Genomic DNA, 25,975 nt, shown 5'->3' on the forward strand with positions numbered 1-25,975 from the left:
GGGTTCGACGACACCCCTGCCCTTCAAGTCGTTTCCTCGCGAAATGCCCGGTTGAAGGACTTCATGATCGGATCGAATATATACCGCAGGGGCGAGTGTACGCCGGTTTGCACAAAGACCTCCGCCGGCATGCCCGGATGCAGGTCCACTCCGTCGGTTCTTTCCGCCAGTTCATCCCTGTCGACGCGTACACGCAGTGCGAAGAACTTTTCCCGTGTGTCCGGATCCGTAACCACGTCAGCACCAATGTGAATGACCTCGCCATCCAGCGGTAACATGTGGCGGGCCATGAAGGAGGATAGTTGAACCTTTGCCAACATGCCTAAATTGACATTGTCGATGTCGGTAGGCGAAAGGCGCGCATCGATGATGAGTTCTTCGTCTATGGGCACAATTGTGAGAATCGGTTCGCCCGGCCGCACAACACCGCCGATCGTTCTTATGTTCAGCTTCAACACACGGCCTTCAATCGGTGAAACGATCCTGGTGCGCAGCAACACATCGTCGGTCGCATTGAGCGCCTCTTCGGTCTGCGCAATATCGGTGTTCACCTGGGCCAATTGCTCGGCAATTTGGTCCAAGGCTTCCGTTTTGAGGGTTATTTTCGCAATTCCGATTTCTTCGATCTTCTGCCGGGCCCGCGCGACCGTGGACAAGATGGCATCGCTTTCGGATGAAAGCTCAGCGTGTTTGCGCTGCAGTGCATAAAGCTCAGGCGCACGTACCAGCCCGACTTTCAAAAGACCTTTCTTTACCTCGATTTCCTTTTCAAGGAAGACCACCTGATCCAGAAACCCTTTCGACTGCGCCATCAGGCTGTCGATTTCGCGGTGAACCTGCAGTTCCTGACGCTGATAGATATCCAGCTGTTCCGTCATCAGCCGCTGCTTGAGATGAAAAGTCGAAATCTCATTTTCGACGAACTCCCTGTAGGTCGGGTCCAACTGCATTTCTTCCGTTATCGGGGGTTTGAAATCGCCCTCGCCCCGCTCCTGCGCCATGAGCCTCGTGCGGACAATCATCAGCCTTTGCAGCTTGCGGTAACGGGATCTGAAATTGGCTTCCGCCAAAACCTTGTCCAGAACCACGAGAACCTGACCTGTTTTGACCAGGTCTCCCTCCTTGACATACATGTTGCGGATTATTCCGCCTTCCAGATGCTGCACGGTGCGCTGGCTGCCGTCAGGGCTGACCTGACCATCGGCAATGGCTGCAGAGGAAAGCTTGGTAAATGTCGCCCATCCCGCAAATCCGATGATGCAAATGAGAATAACGCCTATACCGAGTGCCCATAGGCCACGGATGCTGCGTCGCAACCTGTGTGAAGGTGTCTGCCGTTTCATGACATCTCTCCTGCCATCGTCAAGAAGTTGGTTTTTCTGACTGAGAAACCGTTAATAAAATCAACTAGATACGATTTGCTCGTTTCTGCTTTGCATCATTCAGTTTCTCGAGAACATCATTGAGTGGCCGGATCGCAGACTTGAGAAAATCTTCCCGCGTCTGCGTTTTTTCAATGCCGCCGTCTTTGACCGTTACAATCAGGTCCACCTTTGACAAGGCTGCCGGTTTGTGGCTGACGATAATCACCGTGGAGCCCCGTTCGCGAAGGTCGGAGATACCTTTCTGAAAGGCCATGTCCCCTTCTGCATCGAGATTCGAATTGGGTTCGTCCAGAACAACCAGTTTGGGTTGACGATAAACAGCACGTGCAAATCCGATGCGCTGTGCCTGACCACCGGAGAGATTTACACCCGACGGACCAATCAGTGTTTCATAGCCCTTTGGCAGTTGGTTGATCATGTCATGGCACCCGGCAAGTTGGGCCGCCTCCACGACCTCAAACTCATCCACCTCTCCCATTCGGGCAATATTGTCCTTGATGGTCGCATCGAGCAGCTGCACCGATTGAGCCAGATAACCGATGCTCTCACCGAACTGTTCCCTGTCCCAGTTGCGGATTGAAACGCCGTCGAGCCGGACGGAACCCGCCGTCGGTTCAAGCGCGCCAATGAGCATTTTGCAAAGCGTGCTCTTGCCGGAACCCGATGCGCCCACAATTGCGATAATGCTTTTTGCCGGAAATGCGATGTCGATGCCCCGCAAAATGGGGCATTCCATCCCGGGCATGATAAAACTGACACCACGCAGCTCGACATAGCCCCTTGCAGCGGGCTGTTTCAGCTTTTCCTGCTCGCCTGGCGCATTCAGGAAAACCTGCTTGATACGCCGATGCGCCAGAACAGCCGCCACGAGACTGCGCCAGGCCCCCATAGACTGCTCGGCCGGTGCCAGCGCCCTGCCCAATATGATCGACGCCGCGATCATGCCCCCTGACGTCATTTCTCCGACTGTCGCGAGATAAGCACCCAGACCCAGTACGGAGATTTGCGCGCTGAACCGTATGAATTTGCTCAATGCGCTGATCTTCGCCGAGAAGGCGGACACACGGTACATTGCCTGGGCAACGAAGCCATTGTCGTCTTTGAAGCGTTGCACAATGCCATCCAGCATGCCCATGCTGTAGACACTGTCCGCATGGCGTGTAGCAATGTCGGCTGTTGACTGCGCCCGGTTTTGACGTTCGCCAAGACCATTCATCCTGCGTCGCGTAACCCGGTCGTTGATACCGGCGCAAATGAACAAAAGCGCTGCTGCGACAACCGCCACGATGCCAAGCCAGGGATGGATGAGTGCGATGGCAAAGATGAATATCGGCATCCACGGCCCATCGAAAATGGGTAACACGCTGGGCCCTCCGACAAATTGCCTGACCGTCATAAGATCGTTGATCGATTGCGCGTGACTGATGCCTTTGGCACGGGCTACCTCGACAATCGCCACAAGCAGATCGGAGTGAACGGTTTCGTCCCACCAGTAGGCGATTTTGGCCAGCATTGAACCGCGAACACCGTCGAGCACCGCAATCACCGCCAGAAAGAAGATCACAAGGACGGTCAAAAAGATCAGCGTTTCAATATGCCGGCTCTGCATGACCCGGTCGAAGATCTGCTGCATGTAGACCGGCGACGCGAGCGCGCCGAGATTGACAAAAAAGGAGAAGAAGCCGACGGCAAAAAAACCCGTCCATGATGACCGGTAAACATCGAGCGCCGGATATTTGTCCTTGATCGTTTTGATCTGGCTCATTGGCTGCATGCCCCAATTGTATTGTCATGAGCTGCCGCCGATTGATAACGGCGCAGTTTGAAATTCGAGCCCGGCCCGAATTGGAGGCCGGGCATCGGGAGGGCATTCCGTCCCATCATTTGGAATGCCCTCCTGCGCAACGCGGATCCGTCACTCCGCGCCCGCTAGGCTCCGCCGCCCTCCGAGCCATTCTCATCGAATGTGGGGATGAGGAAATCGGGCATATCGTAGGGGTCCCCGTTTTGGTCGGTGCCTATGCCGTAATTGCTCCCTTCAGGTGACGCGTTGCTCGCGGCATCCGCCCCCATGACGGTCAGATCGATATCGCCCGTTGCGGTATCGTTGGCAGCGCCACTGTTGTCCTGGATCGTGACTTCAGCATCGACTGTGAGGGAGTCGCCATCCTGCATCATCTGATTGATTGCATCGGTAAAGTCCGACGAGATGGTGACTTCGCCGTTTGTAGCAAATGACACGAGACCGCTGTCGATGAGCGTTTGGACATTGATGTCGATATCCACGCCGCCGGCCGAATTGAGAAGCAACTCCAGCCCTCCGGTGATACCGGTCAGATCAATAGTGTCATTTTGATCCACATCCTGGGCACTGCCTTCATTGAGCACATTAATCGTGTGTCCGCCGGCGATGTCACCCTCGGTCAGCACACCCGATATCGCATCGATCGTCGGAGTATCATTGGTGCCGTTGACGGTGATATCAACAGTGGAAATCGTGGTTCCCACGCCGTCGGAGACCTCTATCTGGAATGTCTCCGTGAAGGACTCACCGACACCGAGCTGCTGCACCTGGGTAAGGCTGTTATCGATTGAATAGGTCCAGTCGACCTCACCGGTCACAGCGTTCACCTCGGCGGTAAATATACCAAGGTTTGAGTGCGCAAGCGGTGTGGCCGAATGGCTGTCGCCATCATCAACATCGCCAATCACAATGGAACCGCTGTCTGTCAGATTGCCCGAGCCGTCTACATCGGTGTCCTCCTGAACAGAGCCTGCAACATTGCCGACAACCGGGTCGTCATTGGTGCCGACCACAGTGAATACTAGGTTGGCCGTATCCTGACCGCCATTGCCATCCGAGACGGTGAATTCGAAGGTCTCATTGACGACTTCGTCATGGCGAAGGGCATTGAGCAGGCCCCCTTCCGGATCCGACGTGTTGTAGAGCTCATAGGTGTAGGTTCCGTCCGCGGCGATCATCAGGGCGCCGTAGAGCCCCATGATTGTCGCAGAACCTCCGGACGCAATGGTCTGATTGGTCATATTTGCCGCATTCGCGACATGTGTGATCTGCAGATTTGCGTCGTCGCCAGTGTCCGGATCGGACGCGTTGCCGCCCGGGCTGGTATCGAGCGCATCGCCGCTCACCGCCGCCGGGTGATTCCCGTGGATACCGCAATCCTCATAAACATTGCCCGACGCATCCGCCGTCACCGACGACGCATCGGCCTGCGAAGGATCGCCAACCATGATATCCGACACGGTCGGATCATCGTTGGTGCCGTTGATGGTAATCTCAACCGGAACCGAGTTGCTGTCGGCAAGACCGTCATTGACCTTGACGTCGAATGTGACGGTCAGCGTTTCGCCGGCTCCAAGGAAATCCAGCTCTGCGCCCGTCACATTGTAGTTGATCAGGACGTTGCCACCATTCGTCTCCGTCGGATTGAACGTGAAATTGGCCGGATCGAGCAACAGGGCTTCAAGACCTGCCGGAACCGATCCGCCGCTGTAGACAGCACTTCCGTTGCTGACCGATGCGGTCAGCGTGTCGCCAATATCAAGGTCTTCGACAGTAATGGACCCGGCAACCGAGATGTCCTGCGGACCAACTGAATTCGGCGTTTCGCTGAGCGTAATCTCAATCGGTGCCGGTGTCGTGATTTCCGGCGCGTCGTTCTTGCCATTCACGACAATCGTAACCGGAGTCTGCACCGAACCGCCATCGCCGTCACTGATCTCGACCATGTACTCGATCGTTAGCGTATCGCCTTCGCCAAGGAACTCGATTGCACCGTCTTCGACCCGGAACGTGTAGGATATTTCGGCTACATGGGATCCGGGCGTGCTGACAACATCGTCTATCGACAGGAACACGGCATTCAGAATGGTATCCGGCAGATCCTGACCTGGAATGGCCGGGTTGTAGGTATAGACCGGTGAAGCGCCAACCGTTATGGCGGCCGGCAAACCGCCACCATCCACAAAGTCCGAGTCGACATCCGTGACGGTTATGACACCGCCCGTGCTGAGCGTAGCCGTCGATTCACCCGCCCCGTCGTCAACTACCTCGTGGACTTCAGCCGGTACTGTTTGTGGTGTGATAACGACGGGATTGTCATTCGTGCCGGTGATGGTGATGGTTGCCGTCTGTGGAACCGAAGCCCCTTGCGCATCCACCACATCATAGCCGACGACGATGATCTGGTCCTGGCCGGCAGCAAGGCTCTGGAACGCCGCATCGGACGGATCGACCGTCAGTGTCGTGCCGGACAGGGTCACACCNGCCGTCAGGCCCGTCACATTGGCAACGCTCAGCGTCGCCGTCTCGCCGGCATCCGCATCCGTGGCACCGTCAAGCAGATCCACATTGAAGGATGCATCGTCCTCATCTGCTGCCGCGGTCAGTGCAGCCGCAACCTGCGGTGCATCATTCGTGCCGGTGATGGTGATGGTTGCCGTCTGTGGAACCGAAGCCCCTTGCGCATCCACCACATCATAGCCGACGACGATGATCTGGTCCTGGCCGGCAGCAAGGCTCTGGAACGCCGCATCGGACGGATCGACCGTCAGTGTCGTGCCGGACAGGGTCACACCTGCCGTCAGGCCCGTCACATTGGCAACGCTCAGCGTCGCCGTCTCGCCGGCATCCGCATCCGTGGCACCGTCAAGCAGATCCACATTGAAGGATGCATCGTCCTCATCTGCTGCCGCGGTCAGTGCAGCCGCAACCTGCGGTGCATCATTCGTGCCGGTGATGTTAATCGTAATCTGCGCCCGGTCGCCGCCGACAACCTCGTAATAGAATGTCTCTGTAACTTCATCTCCGGCATTGAGCGCATCGCCGGCCGCGTTCATCTCATAGGTCACCGTCCCTGCGGCAATGTCGATCGTAAGCTCACCATAGGCGCCGGCGACCGGATATCCGGCATCCATCGGGTCATCAACGACCGTGCCGCCGACAATCTGGCCGCTGCCGTCAATCGTGCTGCCGACAATCAGGCCGTTCAGGACATTGTTGATTGCCATCTCGAGAACCTGGTCGTTGCCCAGAACATCGAGATTGGCGAAGGTGTCGCCCGCATTGCCTTCGCTGATGTCAAAAACATCGTCGACTGCAATGGCGCTGTTTTCTATGCTGAAGAGGGAAATGCCACCTCCGGCGCTGGCATCGTTGAACTGGACCAGCTCAATTCCGATGACCACCGTGGTGTTGACGCTGCCGGTCGGTCCATTCGGCCCGGTCACCGCGAAGCCGCTTGAAGGATCGCTCGGATCCAGCATCTGGAACGTGTAGTCTTCGGCCTTGCCGAGAAACTGGACGACGTCGATGCCGCCGCGGCCGTCAATCAGGTCGTTGCCGCCATTGCCGTTGAACACGTTGTTCAGTGCGTTGCCGAGTAGAATATCGGCATTCTTGGTGCCGATAACATTTTCGATGGAGCTAAGGATATCCACATCCGAAGAACTCGATATGGCAATGTTGCTGGCAAGGTCTACAAAAGTGCCGGTCGATCCGACGTTCAGATAGGAATAGTCGGTCGTGTCGATGCCCGCTCCGCCGAACAGCAGATCGAGGCCTTCCCTGCCGATGAGGACATCATCACCGTCCTGCGCACTGATGATGTTGAATGTGGCCGATGTTCCGGTGTGAACGCCGTCACCCGCATTGCCGGTTATTACGTCCGGGGTTGCACTGGTTGTCACGGTCGTGGGACCGGAAGGCTGCGTTGGAGCGCCCCAGGGAACTCCGGTGACATTTTCCACATCCGCCTGGATAGCGCCGAGGTTGAGGTTGAGGCTGGCAAAGAAGCTGGTGAGATCGATTGTGATGGCAGGCATGGTTCTGGTTCCCTGATATGTTGAATTTGACCGTCACGGCATTCCGCACCGCTTCGGTTGCCAGCGCCGGCCGCTGTCTTTCCAGTCTGGAAAAGACGCCGGACGACCGTGCCGGTGGCCGAATTTGCTGCGAACAAGCCGATCTGCGATTAGGTTTGAGATTTCAAAACGTACTGGTCCCCCAAATTTCGCGGCCACTGAACCATGCCTGGTGTTATCTGTTCGTCAGTGGTGCGTTAGAGGAGCGTTAATGTTTTATTAATTTAATGATAACAATGCATTAACGAATGGCACATGCTCAAAATCCGTACCATCCCGACCAGAATCGACTGGCCGGCGGCGGATGTGCCCTTGTAATTACAGGTAATATCCGTGCCTGGATCGCCTCCGATTCCCTTCAGGATGCAAGCGCAACGGTCACAGTCGAATTGCTGAAATGATACGCGGTCTTGGACGCAAACGCCGACAGGCGGTCGTCAGGTCATCGCGCCGATAGAGGCCACGTTTACGGAATTTTCGAAATCCCGGTCAGGTGGCCTCTGCGGCGAATGTCGCTCAATGGAAACGGTAGCTGGTGCCCATTTCATCTTTATAGCGGCCTTTGCCTTTGGTTTTTATCATCCGTGCACAGCCTGAATCTTCCTTGGAGTCCGGGTAGATCTGACAGACACTGTTGCCTTTGAAGTACCATTTGCCAACGCCTTCGCCGTACTCCCGATCGTCATAGACGATCTTGCCGTTGCGCTTGAAGCACATGGTTCCGGCGCTGCGGTCCGCATAACTGGCGCACTTTCCGCTGATCAGTTTTTTGAGCTGGTTGCCCGAGACAATATTGCCTTGCGCGACAACTGATGCGCTCGCGGTCATGGCAAATACCAACACCGCCGTACCGATAATGATTTTCATAACGGTTTCCTTTCCTGTTTGGGATCATTTTGGTGATAACCTGGACTGCCCAAATTCTGCCCAGGAATTCCGGTTGTGTAAGTGCCCGCCGATTTGTTAACATTTCCACGAGCGGCGGGATTTTGTGTATTGCACTGCGAATAGGCCAACGCGCCGGGCCTGCACGCTTCGTTGCGGGTTTTGCCATGCTGGAAGACAAGAAAGTCATTGCCGCCAATCACGCGTTTTATGCGGCCTACAGATTTGCCGATTTCGCTGCGATGGATTCCATCTGGTCGAAGCGCGAGGACGTCGCCCTTTACGGGCCCGGCGGGCGCGTCATATCCGGCCACCGCGAACTCATTGAGCATTGGCGGCTTCGCCTGGAGCATCTCCCAACCCCGGACATTCAGCCGAAACGGCCGACGGTTTTTCGAACACGATCCTGCGCCATGGTTATTTGCGCCGAGGCGATTGATACCCGCGTGTACTCCGCGACCAATATATTTGCCAAAGAAGACGGACGGTGGCTGCTGACGCATCATCACACGAGCGGACCGAGCATCTTCCGCATCGCCGGTCATTCGGCGCCGCGCACCCGGCACTAAATCCGCGTTTGTCCTGGCCAATTCGGTTTTCATGTCCGCCGGACACCCCCATTTCCCTGCATACGATGACCAACTGCCCCGGCTCCAATTCCCATGCCGCCGGCATGCTGTTGGCTTTCTTCATTGGCCGTTATCAGCGTGCCGACACCCGCATCGGTGAAGAGTTCAAGAACCACCGAATGGGCAGCCTTGCCGTCAAGGATCACAACGCCCTCGACACCACCCTCAACCGCCTCAATGCAGGTCTCGACCTTGGGGATCATGCCTTCTGAAATCGATCCGTCGGCAATCATGGCCCTGGCCTCACCGACGGTCATGGAGTCGATCAGATTGCCCTCGCGGTCGAGCACGCCCGGCACATCGGTCAAAAACAGCAACCTTCTCGCGTTGATCGAACTGGCGATCGCCCCGGCAAACATGTCAGCGTTTATATTGTATGTCTGCCGATCGTGACCGATCGCAATGGGAGCAATGACCGGGATCATGCGCGACCTGGCAAGAACATCCAGCAGGCTGCCATCGACATGAACCGGTTTGCCCACATAGCCAAGGTCGATCATGCTGACGTCGCCGGTGTGCGGATCGCGCAATGTCTGGGACATGGGTTCGGCGATAACGAGCTTGCCGTCCTTGCCTGTTAATCCGACCGCAACTTCCCCTTCGTGATTGATGATCGAGACGATCTCCTTGTTGACCTGCCCGGCCAGCACCATTTCGACCACCTTGACGGTCCTGGCGTCGGTGATCCGCAGCCCGGCGGAGAATTGACTTTCAATCCCCATCTCATCGAGGGTCGCACTGATCTGCGGGCCGCCGCCGTGTACCACCACGGGATTGACACCGGCCTGGTTGAGGAACGCGATATTGCAGGCGAATGACTGGGCAATTTCGGGTTCGTCCATTGCGTTCCCGCCATATTTGACAACCACGGTTTGCCCGTCGTAGCGCTGAATGAACGGCAATGCCGATGCAATGAGGCCGGCCTTCACGCGCGAAGGAAATGCGCCGTTTATGCCGTCAAGGCGAGCGCCGTCTTGAACATCCAGCAAACGGGCTTGTTTGGCGGCGTCGCGCATCGGTTTCTGGCTGGCCATTATTGCACTCCTTACTTCGTTACCCTGTCGCCTCAGCCAATACGCAACGCTGGTCGATACTGTGCGACTTTCAATCCATTGTCGGACGCCCATCCGGCGCGTGGGCCGGAACCTGGGCGTCGATCCGCTTTTCCATATTCCTGCGCATTCTTTGAACGCGTGTTTCACGCGGCATCTGGTTCTTCCAGAGCGCACGATATGCACGGTTTGATGAAAGCAGATCCTCGTGTGTGCCCTCAGCCGAGATCGCACCGCTTTCGAGGAAAATCACCCTGTCTGCCTGTTCAACCAATTCCAGGTGATGGCTCACCACGATCGTGGTGCGCGTTTTCGTCAATTCCCTGATTGAATCGAGTGTTCCGTGCAGAGCTTCACCATCAAGATGCGCGGTGGGTTCGTCCAGCAGGACGAGCTTCGGATCGTTCAAGAACAATCTGGCAAGCGAGATGCGTTGGCGCTCGCCGCCGGAAACCCTGGAGCCACGTTCTCCGACGATCGTGTCCAGACCGTTGGAAAACTTGTCCGCAAGCTCGGTCAAACCAGATGTCCGGGCCGCCTCCATTACCTGTGCGGCATCCGCCTCCGGATTGCCGTAGGCGATGTTGTCGAGAATGGAACCGTGAAACAGGAAAGTGTCCTGGGACATGACGCCGACACTGCGACGCCACCCGTTCAGGTCGTACTGCCGCAGATCGGCGCCGTTGGCCTTGATCTGGCCTTCATCCGGATCGTAGAACCTCTGCAACAGATTGAGCAGCGTGCTCTTGCCGGCGCCGTTGCGGCCGACAATCGCAAGAACTTCCCCGGGGTGCGCCGCAAAGGTAATTCCCTCGACAAGCCCCTTTTTGCGTGACTCGTAACTGAAGGCCACGCCTTCGAAGGCGATTTCTATGCGATCGCCGCCGATTTCAAGCTCACCGTCGTCGGCTACCGCCTCGTCTTCGTCGAACAGATCCTGAATACGTTCCGCCATTGCCCGGCAGCCGAGGTAATCGCGGTAGTAACCTTCCAGTTCCTCGAGTGGCTCGGCAAGGATTTCCATATAGGCGATGAAGGCGACGAGCGCGCCGATGGTCAAATTTCCGGCAATGATCTGCGCGCCGCCGTACCAGACGACAAGAACCAGCCCGAGCATCGTCATGGCATCCGCCATCGGTTCCATGACGGATTCAATCTTGCCCTCTTTGAGTTCCTTTTTCAGAATTTCGCGATTGTCCACATCCAGACGCGAGAGTTCCACGTCTTCATTGGCGAAGCTCTGCACCGTGCGGATACCGGCAACGCTTTCCTGGAAGCGTGCGGTAAGGCGGGCGCCGGAACTTTGGATCGACTTTTCCAGATTGAGCAACGGCCGCCCCAGATACCAGGCGAATGCCGCATTGATGGCCATGAAGATGACGACGAATATGGCCATTTTGACATCCAGGATGGCCATGAAGACCGTCACGCCGATGATGGTCAGAAAGTCGAACGGCAGTTCGGAGAACAGGTCTTCGATATCCTCGTCAAAGGCCTCGGTATCGGTTACCGCCCGGTGGATGAGTTCGCCGGTCTGATAGCGCTCGAAGAAAGGCAGCCCCTGGCCGATGATATGGGCATAAAGGCGTCGCCTGAGGTTATAGGAGCACCGCAGGATCAGCTGCGCATCAATGCGGATCATCACCGCATGCAACACGTAAAACCCGGCAACGAGTATCAGCCCCTGGATGGCCCAGGCATTCAGTTGTTCCATGCTGCGCTGCTCGACAACGGCGTCGATCGCGCGCATGACGATCCAGGGGATGTAGAGCTCGGCCGCGGTAACGACAGCCGAGACCGTCAGCATCAGGACAAGCAGGTCCTTCCGGTAGGTAATGTACTTCCAGAAGAACCGAAGGGAGCGCATCATCCGTGTCCGTTGATTGCCGGTTTTTCTCCCAGTGCTATTTTGTAGTTCTTCGGGAGACTGAACATCCGGACGTGGGAATCTGCATCGTAAAAGCGCAGTCGGGCTGCAAGATCCCGATCTTCATTGGCGCCTCTTTCAGCAAGCCGCACTGCAATATCCGAGCGCGACAAAGTAGTTTGGTCGGGTCCTTGCGATGCGAAGAGGAACATCGTTTCGCTGCGGAACGACGGCACATGCGCCATATAGTTCGCGACGATGGGAAAGACGCCTGCAATCGCCTTTTTACTCTCCTGGTACGACCCCGGATCCGAGACATCGAAATCGAGACCGTGGGCAATGACGATGCCATTTTCATTCAGCCTCGAGGCCATCAGGCGATACAGGCCGTCTTCCCGAAGGTCGACCTCGGCATCTTCTTCATCGTAGGCTGAAAGATCCGCAAAGATGACATCGAACTTCTTGTCGTTGTCCTCCAGATACTCCCAGCTGTCCTCGAACTCGTACTCGACATTGGGAAGGTCCAGGCAGCCCTCTGACCATTCTGGCAGATACTCCGCACAGATGTCGACGAAGTCTTCGTCAACACCGGCCATCGTCACGCCGGTAACGGACCGGTATGCAAGGACCTCGCGTAAAACCGCACCGTCATCACTTCCAAGGATCAGAATTTCCTTCGGATCCGGATGCGTGATCATGGCCGGATGAACGATGGCCTCATGGACCACCGCCTCATCGAATTCCGTGGATTGGATACCACCGTCAAGAATGAGTGTTTTGCCCCATTCCTCTGTGACCAGTATTTTTACATCGTGATGTGCAGTCTGACCGTCAAAGAGGACGGAGCAGACGGAATAGTAGTGTGTTCCGTCCACTGAATCGTGTTCCGCATACCAGATTCCGTCGCTGGCAACGTCCATGGGAAGCCTCCCCCTGGCGACCAGCCTAAATCAGGCTGAACTCGTTGGAATGTCTGTTCAGGTGCATGATCATGCAGGACAGCAACGCACCGCCCTTCATGTACTCCGACAGGTTGAAGTAAGCGACTTCGAAGCCGAGTTTGGCGGCGACGTCTTCGAGTTCCCGATTTTTCTCGAGCTCGCACTGATAGTCCTCAGTGCCAATCTTCAACTGGTGCAGATTGGACGAGTTGAGGATCGTGCTGTGCAACCTCACAGAGTTGCAGATACCCGAATAAGCCGAATCCGCAGACACATCGATGATATTGGTGAACTGGCTGAGTTTTTCCAGTTCATGACGTTTGAACAGCGACGTGCAGACCATCGTGTTTTCCGTGGTCACGGGAAACACCGAACAATCGAGGTGATAGCAGTAGGGGTCCACCTCCTCCATTCGAATGATCTTCATATCGAATGTTTCTTCCATCCAGTCGAACACGCGGACATCCGTGCGTTCGCCGTAGCCGCCGATGTAGATGTTGTCCTTCAGATGCTTCAGTTCCGCCTCGCCCTCGAAACGGTGCGGTGCGTCGAATACTTCAAAACCGATGCCTTCGAAAAACTTGCGGCCCCAGACGGTTTCACCCATGCGCGGCTCGGTTGCCATTTTCGACAGGATCACGATTTCCCGGTCTTCGACATGTTCGAGTACCACACCGAGATTCGCGGTGAAGACCAGGTCCTGAAGACCGCAATCTTCCGGCGCGGGCAACAGATAGACCACCGCATCGCCTGCAATGAAATGGTAGAGATCGAGGAACTGAGTCATCGCCTTGTCGATGTCGACAGAGCGCTTCTCATCATCGAGTTCCTGCATCCAGACATTGTTGGCTTTGGTTGCTGTGAAGGTATAGGGGATGTTCATCAGGAACATCGGGTCGTCGACTTCAGCGTAGACCTGTTTTGTGGCTTCCTTTTCAAGCCCCGGCTGATCGGAACTCTTTTTCAGTTGCGAATCCGAACCGGTGTTTGCCTCAACCATTGTGTCGGCGGATTCAGCGAGTACGCCATTCCTTGTATCTTCTGACATGTTGTGGACCTCCCTGTCGCGGGCGCTTTCAGGGCAGCGCCGAATTTACGTTTCGTCGTCTTGCGTTTCTTCCTCATCTTCGAGATCAAGATCATGGATCAGGATCAGTGGATCGAGACCGGCCTCAACGTGAACGCCGGGCTCCTGTAAGAGTTCAAATTCGTATTGGTCGGTAATGGGAACGATCAGTTCGACCTGCGACCCATAGCGGATCATCGAAAAGCGCTCGTTTTGACTGCATTGATTGTTCTGACCGAGTTGAAACGGCGTGATGCACTCAACATCGTAATCGGCGATCTGCAGGACGTAGTATCTCAAGCCCAGGTCGGATGCATAGATCGAGTTTAGAACGCGCTGGTTCTTGTAGAGATACTCGGCATTCTCATTGCTGATCCGCAGCTCCGAGATCAAATCGACCTCGGTGTCGAGCATCGGTAAATTATGCGTGCCGATCGGCTCGAGCTCCTTGTAGCAAAGCGTGCCGGCAAACGGGATTCGGTTAACGTGGACATCGTACATCGTCATGAAGATGCCGATGATCATGCACTCCTGATCAAAACTCTCGTCGCGCATGGCATCACGCAACGAATAGTTCTGCCCTTTGATGTCGATGACAGTTTCATCAGGCTTCACTTGCTTTTGGTAAAGTATTATTCCGTCCGCCGGTGAGAAGAAAAAGCAGCTATCGGAATAAAGCGGACGCGCAGGATCGCGAAAGAAATAGTGACTGGACAACCAATCCAGCGGCTTGTTCGCAACTGCCTTTACATCAGAATTCACCCAATCTTCTAAGCTTTTGGCCATTAGGTGCCCCCTTATTTCCATACATTTTGCGAAGTACTAAGTATGGAGTTTATTTATGAGATCTTCCCAATCTATGATTGCAATTCTCATATATATTTAATGTTGTAGGTCAACAAATTTAGTCTACTTCGAATATAAATGCCAGACTTTTCTATAAGAACATATTTAAAACTTACAATTCTTGTTAAGAATTCAATATTTGTAAATTTTATATTTATTTTGAGGATAATTTAACTAAAATTTTATCTATTTTATTGGCATTCTGCGGGACAAAAGATTGAAGTCCATGTAAAGTTCGGGATATTCACCGGGAACAAGGAGCAAATCGGCATGGGGAGGCTCGAATGAAAAGGGCGAAAAACCGCCCGGAAACGACTGGAAGAGTGCATGTTCCGCCCGAATGGGATGCACACGAATGTTGCGTCATGGCCTTTTGCGCGGCCGATGATCTTTATAGCGGAGCGCAGATCGACGGAATTCAATATGAACAGGTTTGTCTGGCACGGGCGATCGCCCGCTTCGAACCGGTAGTCATGCTCTCCCATCCCTATGACCTGAACTATCTGCGCAAGGCCTGCGGTCCGAATGTTACCGTTGTCGAGATGGACCATTACGACATATGGACCAGGGATACTCTCCCCACCTACGGCTATGACCGGTCATCGACACGTTGCGGCATATCCTGGAATTTCAACATCTGGGGCGAGAAGTTCTCCGGCTATGACAATGATCGCCGTCTGGCGGAACAATTTACGGCAAGCCGCGGCGAAGAGCTCATATTCTCCGATCTGATATGCGAGGGTGGAGCACTTGAGTTCGACGGTGACGGAACGGTGATGACAACCAAATCGACGTTGCTCAATTCCAACCGCAACCCCGGTCTGTCGATGACCGATATCGAAAAGATCCTGCAGGAACTGGCCGGAGTTGAATCCATCATATGGCTGCCGGGCGAAGACGGCGGAATTACTGACGGCCACATTGATGGCTTCGCACGCTTTGTCCGTCCCGGGCTGGTGGTCGCGGAAACCACGGATGATCCTCTCGATCCCGAATACGATATATTGCTGGAAAATCTGGAGCATCTTCAGGACCAAAAAGATGCGCGTGGCCGGTCCCTGGAAATCGTTCCGATCAAGCGGCCGAGGTGGCACATACTGGGCGAGTGCAGCGAAAGTTTCTCGGCTTCCTACATCAACTACTATCTGGCCAACAATGGTCTGATTACCGCCAAATTCGATGATCCAATCCGTGATTTTGAGGCACTGGATACATTGTCCAGGCTGATGCCTGACAGAAAGGTGGTTCAGATCTTTGTCGACGAGATCTGCGAGGCCGGCGGAGGCATTCACTGCTCGACCCAGCAGATCCCCGTCAAACTGTCCTAACGCGTCGATCGTATAAAGCGTGAAAACGGCACACCGTTCGGAGCGGGATCAGGCGCCTTCCAGCTCGCTGACGATAAGATCCGCCATCTCCCCGGGCACCTGCATGGGCATGAAATGCGTCAGATCCGGACGATAGATTTCGCGGGCATTCGGAAATACGTCGACCAGCCCCTCCCAGGTTGGTGACGACGTGAATGACAGATTTGCAGGATCATCAGGCGCGTTTGCACGCAGTATCAAGACTGGGATTTCGACCGCCCTGGCGTGGTCGAAAATCGCTTTGTTGCTGAGGCTCGCGGTGTAAACGCTCGCCTCCATATCCGGTGCGCAGGCGAGCGTCAGGCCTTCGCCGTCTTCATTTGGCACCAGCCCGTGACGGCAATAGTTCTCCAGCGTCTGCCGTGTGAAAAGCGAATAGGGAGAACGGTCTTCGAACCTTTCAATCATTTCTTCGGCGGTCTGAAAATTTCTCCGCCGCTTGGCAGATGGGTGCAGCGTTCCTTCTGGGAATATGGCGGCGGCCCGGTCGTAATAGGCCGGAGGCATGACAACCGGATCGATGAGGATGATTTTCCTGAACCGTGTTTGCAGTTTGGCGGCGGCTGCAATTGCGGCATGCCCGCCCATCGAATGACCGATGGCTACGATATCGGACAAATCCAGTGCCTCGACGAAGCCGATCAGGTCATCGCAAAAAACCTGCCAGTGTTTGACGCCTGTCCCGGTGCTGCGGCCGTGTCCGCGCTGATCAAGGCAAATTATGTGGTGCGCCGGCAGCCGCTTGACGATCTCGTCCCAGATGCGGGCATGAAATCCGGTCGCGTGGATAAACAGCAGTGTTGGACCGGTGCCGCGTAGTTCGCGGTGCCACTCGGTATAGCCAAGTGTCACATCGCCAACATCCGCCTCACCCAAACGAGGTTGATCATCCGCATCCGCCTGAAGGTCGTTCATTTCATATCCCCGCATTCGCGCTGGCATTTGGTATAGACTGTTCAATATTGAATTATTCTCGACACCACAACAGCTGGCAACGAAAGATGCCGATTTGGGCTTTCAGCAACCGGGATCGGGTATTCTGGCGTTCACCCGACACGCAGCAGCGCGTTCAGATGGCTGACCACGCTTCTGGCCAAAGCCTCCGCGTTATAGCCCCCCTCAAGCATGGAGACTATTCGCCCTTGCGCGTGCTTTTCGGCAATCGAGACGAGCTCGTCCGTGATCCAGCCATAGTCGGACTCGACAAGCTTGAGCCCGGACATGTCATCGAGCAGATGGGCGTCGAAGCCTGCCGATATGAAAAGCAATTGCGGACGAAACGCCTCCAGAGCCGGCAGCCAGTGCTCAGTGACGGCCTTGCGGAACGCCGGCCCGTCAGTGCCGCTCGCAAGCGGCACGTCGACCAGGTTCCGTGTGTCCGAATCGTGCCCCGTATAGGGATAGAACGGATGCTGGAAACTCGAACAGAACAGGACCCGTTCGTCGCCGCTGAATATGTCTTCCGTGCCGTTGCCGTGATGAACATCGAAGTCAACAATCGCAACGCGCTTCAATCGGTATTTGTCGAGAGCATGAGCGGCTGCAACGGCGACGTTGTTGAAAAGGCAAAATCCCATCGCCTTGTCATGTTCCGCGTGATGGCCCGGCGGACGAACGGAGCAGAAGACCGGGTTTGCCTTTTTCTTCATAATCAGGTCGACGGCCAATATGCCGGCGCCCGCGGCCCGCAGCGCTGCCTGCAACGAATGCGGTGACATGACCGTATCGCCGTCAATTTGAACCGATCCGAATTGCGGAGCCGTCTCCATGATGCGTTTTACATATTTCGCATCATGGGCCAGTTTCAACTGGCGGCGGTCGGCAAGCGGCGCCTCGTGGTGTTGAACCACAAAATCAAGGCCGGATGCGATTAGCCGATTGTTGATTGCATAGAGCCGGTCCGCATTTTCCGGATGATATTGTCCCGCATCGTGCAGCAGACAGTCAGGGTGCGATATAACCGCCAGCAAATTATTCTCCCAAATGGTCTTACGTTTAAAGTTGCCGTTCAACGACAAACAGGGAAGGTTCCGCCTCCGAACGCTTGCGCGAAAATCCAAGCTCGCTCATGAGCTTGAGCATGGCCTTGTTCTCCGAAAGCACCGTCCCTTCCATGATTTCAAGACCATGTATTCGCGCCGCCTCCATAAGCGCCGTCATGAGCTTTGTTCCGATGCCCTGATGCTGCCGGTCTTGCGAAACCACGATGGCAAACTCGCAACTCGTATCGTCCGGATTGATGCTGTAGCGCGCGACTCCCTGCTGAACCGGCTTGCCGTCCTCCTCGGTGAAGGCAACGAGCGCCATTTCGCGGTCGTAATCTATCTGCGTAAACCGGGCGAGCATGGTGGGCGTCAGCTCGTTGAGCGCATACATGAAACGGAATTGCTTGGCCTGGGCGGAAAGATCACGGACGAATTTCTTCTCGCTCTCGGCATCTTCCGGTCTGATGGGCCTGATGACGAGGGGCGTACCGTCTTCCAGGTCGGATCTTTGCGCCAGATCACGGGGATAGGGCTGGATCGCCATGTGATCATAGCGCCCCGCCCCCTTCGGCTGCCTGCTGGCGCGAATGCGCGCGTCCATGCAAATGACGCCGCCCGGCCCGGCCAGCAGCGGATTGATATCAAGTTCGTCGATTTCCGGAAGCTCGCAAACGAGATCGGACACGCGCAGCAGCAACCCGATTACGGCCTCGCGGTCCACGGCCGGCTGACCGCGGAAGGCAGCCAGAAGGCGCGAAACCCTGGTCCGGTCGACCAGGCGATTGGCCAGCACCGCGTTGAGTGACGGAAGGGAAACCGCCTTGTCCCGCAACACCTCCACCATCGTTCCGCCGGCACCAAACAGGATAGTCGGACCAAAAACCGCATCACGGCTGGCCCCGACAACGAGTTCGCGCCCATTATCCGTATCAATCATCGGCTCAACGGTAACACCGCGGATTTTAGCATCCGGTATTGCAGCCCTTGCACTTGAAGTAATGTCGTCCCACGCAGCCGCCACCTCGTCATCATCCTTGATGTTCAAGCGAACACCGCCGACATCGGATTTGTGACTGATCTGGGGCGAGTTGATCTTCATTGCGACGGGATAACCAAGACTTCCGGCCGCGGCTATGGCCTCTTCGCGGCTTCCGGCCTCCACTGTCGTGTTGATCGGCATATGAAATGCCTGGAGAACCTTTTTTGATTCCGTATCTGACAGAACGGACCTGCCGGAATTGAGCACAGCATTGATAATCTCGCGGGCTCCCTCGATGTCCGGTATCTTGACGTCCGAAAGCGGGCCGGGCGTCTGAAGGGCCAGTTTCCGGTTCTGCTCATGCTTCGCAAGATAAGAGAATGCCTCGACCGCACGTTCGGGAGTCTCAAAATCCGGAATGCCGTTGGCGCTCAGAAGCTGCCGCGCCTCCTCGACCGAACTCTCCCCCATCCAGCAGGCAAGCACGGGTTTTCTGTTTCTGCCGGGTACAGCATCTATGACCGCCCTTGCCGCCCCGAGGGGATCGGTCATCGACTGAGGTGTGAGCATAACCAGCACGCCGTCGAACTCGGGATCCTCCAGGCAGGCCGTAACGGCTTTGCCAAAGCTCTCTGGTACGGCGTCGCCGAGGATGTCAATCGGATTGCTTTTTGACCAGTAGGCCGGAAGCGCCGCATCGAGCTGCCGGAGCGTCGATGGGGAGAGCTGGGGCAGATCGAGATGCAGGTCACCTGCCCTGTCTGCAGCCAACACTCCCGCGCCACCTCCATTGGTAATGATACCAAGCCGGTTGCCGCCGGCCCTGGTTTTCGAAGACAAAATTTCTGCTGCGGCAAAGAGCTGACCGAATGTATTGACGCGAACCGCACCGGCCCGCTCGATGGCCGCATCGAAAACCTCGTCGGATCCGATAAGGGCACCGGTATGGGTGTGCGCCGCCTTGGCGCTCTGGTTGTGCCGTCCGGCCTTGAGAACAACGACAGGCTTCATTCGGGCTGCAAGACGCAGTGAACTGATGAACGAGCGAGCATTGCGTATGCCTTCCACATAAAGCAGGATCGCCGTTGTCTCCGCATCGGCCGCGAGGAACTTCAGCACGTCGCCAAATCCGGTGTCGGACGCATTGCCAAGAGAAGCGAGGGTCGAAAATCCGAGGTGGTGCGGTGCAGCGTAGTCCGAAATCGCCGAACACAGGGCTCCTGACTGCGAGATCAGTGCAAGTCCACCCCTTGGGGTCGACGATTTCAAAAATGTCGCATTCAGGGAAATACCGGGCCGAACAAGGCCGACGCAGTTGGGGCCCAGAAAGCGGACGCCGGCTTTTCTTGCCGCCTCTATCAGCTTGGCATTCAGCGCCTTTCCTTTTCCATCCGCCTCGCCAAAACCTGCAGAAAGCACAATCGCGTTGCGAATACCCGCCTTGCCGCACTGTTTGATGATCGCGGGGACAGTCGGCGCCGGGGTCGCGATGACCGCAAGATCGACGGTTGCGCCGTATTTTGCAATCGATGCATAACAGCGCCGGCCTGCAACCTCCCCATATTTTGGATTGACCGGCACGATTGGCCCGCCAAAGTTGCTCTTTAACAGGTTTTCAAAAACCATCGAGCCGACAGATTGGCCGGATTCGCTCGCTCCAAAGACCGCAATGGAACGTGGATTGAAGAGATATTCGAGCCTGTTGGGTCCCATTTTTCAGCCGTCCTGATGGCAAATACGCAGGTCCGATTGGACTGATATACAACGGGTCCGCGCAACACCTTGATCCTTATCAACACAAAGTGTCTGGCAGAGGACTTTACTGAAATATTTCTATTGTGTCGGCGCGTGGTCTCTAGTGCGAAAGCAGAACCGGTATCGGACATTCGCGCAGAACGGTATTCGTTACACCGCCAAGCAGATCTTCGCGAAACTTGCTGTGCTCATATGCGCCCATGACCAGAAGGCCGGCTTTTCGGTTCGCGCATTCCTCCAGAATTATGTCTGAAACATGCCTGCCGTTTTGTTTCATCGAAACGACATCCGTCGCAACGCCGTGCCTGCTCAACACGGTTTCGACATTGATACCCTTCAACGCCCGGCCAACGCCTTTGGCCTTTACGGTCAGGACGGTAACCAGCTGCTTCAATTCCAGAAGCTGCATTGCATCTGAAAGCGCCCGGGTTGCCGACCTGTTGCCGTCCCAGGCCAGCAGCGCGTGTTCGTGAAACAGGGGCTGCGACCACGTCTGCGGTATGACGAGCACCGGCCGGCCGCTCTTCAACGCGATACGGTCGGGATGCAGTTCAAGGCGTTCGTCACCAAGAACAGCGTCGTGCCGTCCAACCACGGTCAGATCATACATATGTGCGTAGTCCGACACTGTCGCATCCGCCTCGCCGCGCTGTGCAATCCAATGCAGTTTCTCATCCGGCAGTTCACCGGCCATCTTCTCCCTGAAGCGGGCCTCCATGTCCTTCATATGCTCCCGGTCCAGGTCCAGGATGGTCTTTTGGATGGCATCCGGCAGCCATGGCCGCCCGACAATGTCGATGCGCGAAACGGTGGCCATCAGACCGGTTACGTGTGCATCGTATTTGTTGCCCATGAATGCAGCAGCCGACAGCGCCGCGTCGGAGGAAGGGGTACCGTTATATGCAACCAATATGTTTCGAACTGCCATGTTAGCTTCCTTACGCGCCGATCCCGGCACGGCGATATGCCCCTCGGGATGGAAAGAATCTCCGGATAATCCACACCTGCGGCACTCTAGCAGATAGGGCTCGTCGTGTTCCACATTCGCAAGGTTGCCGTCGTCTGATGAGCTCTTGACCAGAACCTGACACGGCTCACTCCGGCAGATATTTGGCGCACCATTGCTCAGCCACGACGCCGTCTTTGATCATTCCATCGATTTCATCCGCACTGAAACCGAACTCCGCAAGGATCACGCGGCTGTCCGCACCCGGCTTCGGCATCGGACCGGGGATCGTGATTGCCGCCTCTGTCGGACGGATCGCATTCGGTGCGACAAGATCGACCCAGCGGCCGCTTGGATGCCGGTCGTGACGGATGAAGCTGAACGTGTTTTCGTTAAGATCGATAGCACCTTCGCTCTCGCACCTTATGTGCGCATCGCGTACTGCATGCATCTTGTTCAGACCATGCGCTCCGATATCGGCGGCCTGTAGCCGCCGGACCCAGTCCGCTACATTGCCGGTCCTGAAGCGCGTCTCCAATGCGTATTCGAGCGCGTCCGCGGGAAGAGCATCGACGCCGGACAAACCATCGATGCCCGCCAGCGTGGCGGGATCGCTTGCGTGGGCCGCAAGGAAAAACCAGCCGTCGGCCGCCTGATAGGCGCGATAGAGCGCCCCCCAGCCCTTGAGCGCACGTCCGCTTGGTTCATCGAACGGTGCGCGTCCGTCATAGTCGAACATGAAAGGCGCCTGTATCAACTGGCCGGCGGCGCATAAGGACGCGCGTGCCACGTCGCCGCGACCGGTGCGGGCGCGCTGAAACAACGCCGCTCCGATGGCCAGAACCCCGCAAAAACCACCGAGCACATCGATGGTGCCAAAATGCGCGTGCTCTTCGGGTGTGTCGAGAGAGCCGCCAAAGCGGGCCATCACGCCGGTAACAGCCTGGGCAAGATCGTCATAGCCGGGAAAATTACTGTTGGGACCGCGCATCGGTCCGCCGTAACAATCGAGCTGGCACAGGATAACATTCGGATTGATCCGCTCCAGGTTTTCGGCATCCAGGCCAATTCCGGCAAGCTGCCTGTCCGTGGCGTTTGCGGTAATGACATCCGCCCATTCAATCATCCGGCTCAGCGCTTCACGCCCCCTGTTTGACTTCAGGTCCATCAGCAGGCTGCGCTTGCCCCTGCCCGCATGCATTCCGAAGATAATGGCATTCCATGCATCCATAGTCGGGCTGACCGGACCGACCGAGACGATGTCCGCCCCGAACCGCGCCAATGTCGAAGCCATGGTCGGCCCGGCGATGACATTGGTCAGGTCCAGGATCTTCAGACCGTCAAGCCAGCCTGATTTGGATGTGTCCGCCGTTGCAGCATTTGCAACCGGCATTGCCGCAATATCTGCAGCCTTCGCCATCCGCCGGGCATTTTTTGCGGCCGCCGCGGCAGCATCGCTTTTCAGCCACGCCAGATTGCCGAGCTGGCGCATGGTTCCAAAGTCTGGATCGTCCACCTCCAATATCATGCGCGACTGCAGGGCATGTTCGCTTGCAAGCCATTCCTGCGTTGTGCGCTGGACGGCGGCCGGAGCGCCCTGCTCACCGAATATCCGTTCCCATTCAAAAGACGGCTTGGTGCGGAATGCTTCCTTCATGAGCGTGGAGACGCGATCCGCCCAGTCCTGCGACAATGGGTAACTCGATAGTGAACAGGTATCCCCGCCCGGCCAGTCCGCCACATCAAGATAGGCGTCGTGGCGGGGTAGCCCCTCATCGACGAGTTGCTCCCAAAGGCCGAGGATTTTGAGAACCCGTTCGGGATGTGAAACATGCGACGCGCTCACCACATAGATCCGCCGCCCGTCTGCGCATTCATAATTGCGGTAAAACGGGTCCAGCAATTCCTGCAGCTCGGCATAGGTGGCGTCCATTCGCTCGCCGCTTGCACGCCTGCGCTCGATTTCCTTTTCCCGGTTCGACTTGTAGCGGTCCGGATAACGCTCCACCTGTTGGGAATTGTAGGCAAGCCCCTCCATCAGCGCGGCGGCCAGCGGCACTTCGATAACATCACCAATTCCGGTTTCCTGCCGTTTTGCAAGCGCAAGGGTGACAGCCGCCGCCCCAAGAACAGAAGCATAAGCCGACGCCAGCGGTAGCGGCGAAAAGCTGGGTTCAATCCCCATCAGCACGCGATTAAGACCCATATCGGAATATTGGCCGCAGGCGGCGGCCACGACCGCCTCCCAGGCCTTCAAATCCGCTCTTTTGGTATCGGTGGAAGAAAAGCCGGGCAGCGAAAGCCACAAAAGACCCGGACAATCCGCCCGAAACGTCCCGGCATCCAGTCCCAGGCGCGTCATGACCCCGGGCCGGAAATTCTCGACAACGACATCGGCCGACCGTATGAGGCGCAGGGCCTGCTCATGCCCCTCCCCGGACTTCAGATCGAGTTCGACACAGGTCTTGCCCCGATTGAGCATGGCTGCAGCAGGCGATTTCCACCGCGGCCCGCCCGGAGGATCGATGTGAATAACCTCCGCACCAAGATCGCACAGCATCATGGCGGCGGCGGGCCCGGCGACATATTGACCGAAGTCGATGACCCTGATCCCCGACAACGGCCGCTCAGTGCCGCTCGATATCGCCTTGCTCACAGACACACATCCAGTCTTCAACATTGCCCCATGGCCGCAACAATATGGACGCCAATCAAACGCAACAACTGGACGGTATTCTATGCTTTCCATAGATTAAGCGTATGGAACGCAAATTTAGACATGTACCCGGATACCTTCATGCTCTCCTGGTTCTGGAGGCAGCAGCCCGTCATTCGAGTTTCACCCGGGCCGGGCACGAGCTTTCGCTGACACAACCCACCGTAAGCAGGCACATTACGGTGCTGGAGGAGCGCCTTGGACAAGCGTTGTTTCACCGCAACAACAATCGCATTCGGCCAACTGAGGCCGGCAGGCGCCTGGCCGATGCCGTTGCCCTTGGCATCGGCCATACGGAAACCGTATGGGACGAACTCGCTCGCAAGGATCCCGGCGACGAATTGGTCATGGCCTGTACGTTCGGTTTTGCCGATCAGTGGCTGATGCCGCGCTTTTCGGAACTGCGACAAGCGCTGAAGGGAAAACGCGTGCGCGTTGCAACGTCCGACTGGATGGAACATCTGGACATGGAGCAAATTGACGTCGCCATCGTATCCGACCCTTCTGATGATCCTTCCCGCACATCCGTGCCTCTCTTCGCCGAAGATGTCTTTCCGGTGTGCAGCCGTGACTACCTCGCAGACCATCCGGAACTTGCCGACAACCCGCACGCCATCGCCAAGGCACAGCTCCTTCATTTCGATATCGGCAAATCAGGCTTTATGACATGGCAGTCCTGGTTCACGCATTGCGGAGTGCCGCCGCCGCCAAGCGACAAATCTGCCGCTTACGACGCTTACCCGTTCCTCCTGCACGCCGCTCAGAACGGCGCCGGCGTGGCACTTGGATGGCGTGTCCTGGTTGACCGGATGATCGAAGATGGATCGCTTGTGCAGATCGGCCCCGCGATACGCAATCGCGATACGGCCTATTATGCCCAGTACCGCACAACCGGTCCGAAGGCGGAAACCTCCCTGGCGCTTGTCTGCTGGATCAAGGCTGCTTTGGAGGATTAGTCCGCCAAGCTCCTTCGCCTATTATCGGAATTTGAACGTGGCGATCTCGTCTACCGACGCGCGATCCGTGCGCAGCGTGTTGACCTGTGCCTCTTTATCCATATAGCCGAGCCCCATGCCGCAAAACAGCATCCAATCTGCCGGTGGATTGAGATGGCTGGAAACGGTCTTGTGCCATTGCGCCCACGCTTCCTGCGGGCAGGTATGGAGGCCGTATTCACGCGCCACAAGCATGATACTCTGCAGGAACATGCCGGTATCGGCCCATTGGGGCGGCCCCATGGTCCTGTCGAGATAGACAAAAAGCCCGACCGGCGCACCGAAGAATTTGAAGTTCCGCTGGAATTGCGCGATGCGCCCCCGCTTGTCAGCCCGCTCAATACCGATCGAGGCATAAAGGTCCTCGCCGCATTTGAACCGCCGTGCCTCGTACGGGTCTTTGAGATCTTGCGGATACACGCGGTATTCCGGCACTTCGCCACGCGGTGTTTCCAGCATCTTTTCAGCTACATCCGCCAGTAAATCGGCAAGTGCGTTGCCTGAAAGCGCGAAAAGGTGCCATGGCTGCAGATTGCCGCCGGACGGGGCATATCTTGCCTTGTCGACGATTTCACGTACGGTTTCCTCCCTCACGGGATCAGGAAGGAATGCCCGGCAGGTTATGCGCGAGGCAAGAGCATCCGAAACATTCATGCAGTTATTCACCTTGATTGCGGG

Annotated in this window: 17 protein-coding genes and 1 pseudogene; 3 read left to right on the forward strand and 15 right to left on the reverse strand. The window is 56.4% G+C overall.

All coding sequences use genetic code 11. The annotated features are described in order from the left end of the window. Window positions 1-23 precede the first annotated feature (23 nt). From ABVT35_RS14165 to ABVT35_RS14180, 4 genes are all read right to left on the reverse strand, one after another. Window positions 24-1,343, reverse strand: a complete 1,320-nt coding sequence (locus ABVT35_RS14165; protein WP_368467236.1) for an HlyD family type I secretion periplasmic adaptor subunit — start codon at window positions 1,341-1,343, stop codon at window positions 24-26. 64 nt (window positions 1,344-1,407) lie between these two features. Further along, on the reverse strand, window positions 1,408-3,150 hold the full coding sequence (locus ABVT35_RS14170) for a type I secretion system permease/ATPase (protein ID WP_368467237.1): 1,743 nt from the start codon (window positions 3,148-3,150) through the stop codon (window positions 1,408-1,410). Between the two features lie 164 nt (window positions 3,151-3,314). Then, a complete protein-coding gene (locus ABVT35_RS14175) occupies window positions 3,315-7,229 on the reverse strand; it encodes a beta strand repeat-containing protein (protein WP_368467238.1) in 3,915 nt (1,304 codons plus the stop codon). A gap of 555 nt (window positions 7,230-7,784) precedes the next feature. After that, a complete protein-coding gene (locus tag ABVT35_RS14180) occupies window positions 7,785-8,135 on the reverse strand; it encodes a hypothetical protein (protein ID WP_368467239.1) in 351 nt (116 codons plus the stop codon). Window positions 8,136-8,320: 185 nt separating this feature from the next. On the opposite strand from ABVT35_RS14180, the gene ABVT35_RS14185 reads away from it, so the two are divergent. Next, the gene (locus ABVT35_RS14185) at window positions 8,321-8,722 is read left to right on the forward strand and encodes a nuclear transport factor 2 family protein (RefSeq protein WP_368467240.1); all 402 of its coding nucleotides are present in this window, start codon (window positions 8,321-8,323) and stop codon (window positions 8,720-8,722) included. A 131-nt stretch (window positions 8,723-8,853) separates the two neighbouring features. Here the strand turns inward: ABVT35_RS14185 and argB are convergent. From argB to ABVT35_RS14210, 5 genes and pseudogenes are all read right to left on the reverse strand, one after another. After that, window positions 8,854-9,816 (reverse strand): annotated as a pseudogene (gene argB, locus ABVT35_RS14190) (acetylglutamate kinase); the annotation flags it as partial. A 70-nt stretch (window positions 9,817-9,886) separates the two neighbouring features. After that, on the reverse strand, window positions 9,887-11,704 hold the full coding sequence (locus tag ABVT35_RS14195; RefSeq protein ID WP_368467241.1) for an ABC transporter ATP-binding protein: 1,818 nt from the start codon (window positions 11,702-11,704) through the stop codon (window positions 9,887-9,889). Then, window positions 11,701-12,621 (reverse strand): hypothetical protein, encoded by a 921-nt coding sequence (locus ABVT35_RS14200; RefSeq protein WP_368467242.1) that lies wholly within the window; start codon window positions 12,619-12,621, stop codon window positions 11,701-11,703. Before ABVT35_RS14200 ends, ABVT35_RS14195 begins: the two co-directional genes overlap by 4 nt. Before the next feature lie 25 nt (window positions 12,622-12,646). Beyond that, window positions 12,647-13,690, reverse strand: coding sequence for a dimethylarginine dimethylaminohydrolase family protein (locus ABVT35_RS14205; protein WP_368467243.1), 1,044 nt, complete (start codon window positions 13,688-13,690; stop codon window positions 12,647-12,649). A 45-nt stretch (window positions 13,691-13,735) separates the two neighbouring features. Continuing rightward, window positions 13,736-14,515, reverse strand: a complete 780-nt coding sequence (locus tag ABVT35_RS14210) for a phosphatidylserine decarboxylase (protein WP_368467244.1) — start codon at window positions 14,513-14,515, stop codon at window positions 13,736-13,738. Between the two features lie 323 nt (window positions 14,516-14,838). Between ABVT35_RS14210 and ABVT35_RS14215 the strand changes: the two genes are divergently transcribed. Continuing rightward, entirely contained in the window at window positions 14,839-15,882 is a 1,044-nt protein-coding gene (locus tag ABVT35_RS14215) for an agmatine/peptidylarginine deiminase (RefSeq protein WP_368467245.1), read from the forward strand. Window positions 15,883-15,930: 48 nt separating this feature from the next. On the opposite strand, the gene ABVT35_RS14220 is transcribed toward ABVT35_RS14215, so the two are convergent. The 5 genes from ABVT35_RS14220 to ABVT35_RS14240 all read right to left on the reverse strand — a co-directional run bounded on the left by ABVT35_RS14220 (window position 15,931) and on the right by ABVT35_RS14240 (window position 24,242). Beyond that, a complete protein-coding gene (locus ABVT35_RS14220) occupies window positions 15,931-16,836 on the reverse strand; it encodes an alpha/beta fold hydrolase (RefSeq protein ID WP_368467246.1) in 906 nt (301 codons plus the stop codon). Between the two features lie 131 nt (window positions 16,837-16,967). Further along, a complete protein-coding gene (locus ABVT35_RS14225; RefSeq protein ID WP_368467247.1) occupies window positions 16,968-17,891 on the reverse strand; it encodes a histone deacetylase family protein in 924 nt (307 codons plus the stop codon). A gap of 25 nt (window positions 17,892-17,916) precedes the next feature. Then, window positions 17,917-20,598 carry a GNAT family N-acetyltransferase gene (locus tag ABVT35_RS14230; protein WP_368467248.1) on the reverse strand — a complete coding sequence of 894 codons (2,682 nt, stop codon included), beginning with the start codon at window positions 20,596-20,598 and terminating at the stop codon, window positions 17,917-17,919. A gap of 142 nt (window positions 20,599-20,740) precedes the next feature. After that, a complete protein-coding gene (locus tag ABVT35_RS14235) occupies window positions 20,741-21,568 on the reverse strand; it encodes a universal stress protein (protein ID WP_368467249.1) in 828 nt (275 codons plus the stop codon). 166 nt (window positions 21,569-21,734) lie between these two features. Beyond that, window positions 21,735-24,242, reverse strand: coding sequence for a CoA transferase (locus tag ABVT35_RS14240; protein ID WP_368467250.1), 2,508 nt, complete (start codon window positions 24,240-24,242; stop codon window positions 21,735-21,737). 104 nt (window positions 24,243-24,346) lie between these two features. Here ABVT35_RS14240 and ABVT35_RS14245 point away from each other — a divergent pair, with 104 nt between their 5' ends. Continuing rightward, window positions 24,347-25,258 (forward strand): LysR substrate-binding domain-containing protein, encoded by a 912-nt coding sequence (locus ABVT35_RS14245; RefSeq protein WP_368467251.1) that lies wholly within the window; start codon window positions 24,347-24,349, stop codon window positions 25,256-25,258. A 21-nt stretch (window positions 25,259-25,279) separates the two neighbouring features. Here the strand turns inward: ABVT35_RS14245 and ABVT35_RS14250 are convergent, their stop codons facing one another. Next, window positions 25,280-25,951 carry a nitroreductase gene (locus tag ABVT35_RS14250; RefSeq protein WP_368467252.1) on the reverse strand — a complete coding sequence of 224 codons (672 nt, stop codon included), beginning with the start codon at window positions 25,949-25,951 and terminating at the stop codon, window positions 25,280-25,282. Window positions 25,952-25,975: the final 24 nt, after the last annotated feature.

Source organism: Hoeflea sp. TYP-13, assembly GCF_040932035.1.
Lineage (GTDB): Bacteria > Pseudomonadota > Alphaproteobacteria > Rhizobiales > Rhizobiaceae > Hoeflea_A.

Coding starts and splice junctions, on each gene's coding strand:
- ABVT35_RS14205 (WP_368467243.1), bottom strand. CDS start 13,690: ATGTCAGAAGATACAAGGAATGGCGTACTCGCTGAATCCGCCGACACA.
- ABVT35_RS14200 (WP_368467242.1), bottom strand. CDS start 12,621: ATGGACGTTGCCAGCGACGGAATCTGGTATGCGGAACACGATTCAGTG.
- ABVT35_RS14215 (WP_368467245.1), top strand. CDS start 14,839: ATGAAAAGGGCGAAAAACCGCCCGGAAACGACTGGAAGAGTGCATGTT.
- ABVT35_RS14245 (WP_368467251.1), top strand. CDS start 24,347: ATGGAACGCAAATTTAGACATGTACCCGGATACCTTCATGCTCTCCTG.
- ABVT35_RS14230 (WP_368467248.1), bottom strand. CDS start 20,598: ATGGGACCCAACAGGCTCGAATATCTCTTCAATCCACGTTCCATTGCG.
- ABVT35_RS14180 (WP_368467239.1), bottom strand. CDS start 8,135: ATGAAAATCATTATCGGTACGGCGGTGTTGGTATTTGCCATGACCGCG.
- ABVT35_RS14210 (WP_368467244.1), bottom strand. CDS start 14,515: ATGGAAATAAGGGGGCACCTAATGGCCAAAAGCTTAGAAGATTGGGTG.
- ABVT35_RS14220 (WP_368467246.1), bottom strand. CDS start 16,836: ATGAACGACCTTCAGGCGGATGCGGATGATCAACCTCGTTTGGGTGAG.
- ABVT35_RS14195 (WP_368467241.1), bottom strand. CDS start 11,704: ATGATGCGCTCCCTTCGGTTCTTCTGGAAGTACATTACCTACCGGAAG.
- ABVT35_RS14235 (WP_368467249.1), bottom strand. CDS start 21,568: ATGGCAGTTCGAAACATATTGGTTGCATATAACGGTACCCCTTCCTCC.
- ABVT35_RS14170 (WP_368467237.1), bottom strand. CDS start 3,150: ATGAGCCAGATCAAAACGATCAAGGACAAATATCCGGCGCTCGATGTT.
- ABVT35_RS14185 (WP_368467240.1), top strand. CDS start 8,321: ATGCTGGAAGACAAGAAAGTCATTGCCGCCAATCACGCGTTTTATGCG.
- ABVT35_RS14165 (WP_368467236.1), bottom strand. CDS start 1,343: ATGAAACGGCAGACACCTTCACACAGGTTGCGACGCAGCATCCGTGGC.
- ABVT35_RS14250 (WP_368467252.1), bottom strand. CDS start 25,951: ATGAATGTTTCGGATGCTCTTGCCTCGCGCATAACCTGCCGGGCATTC.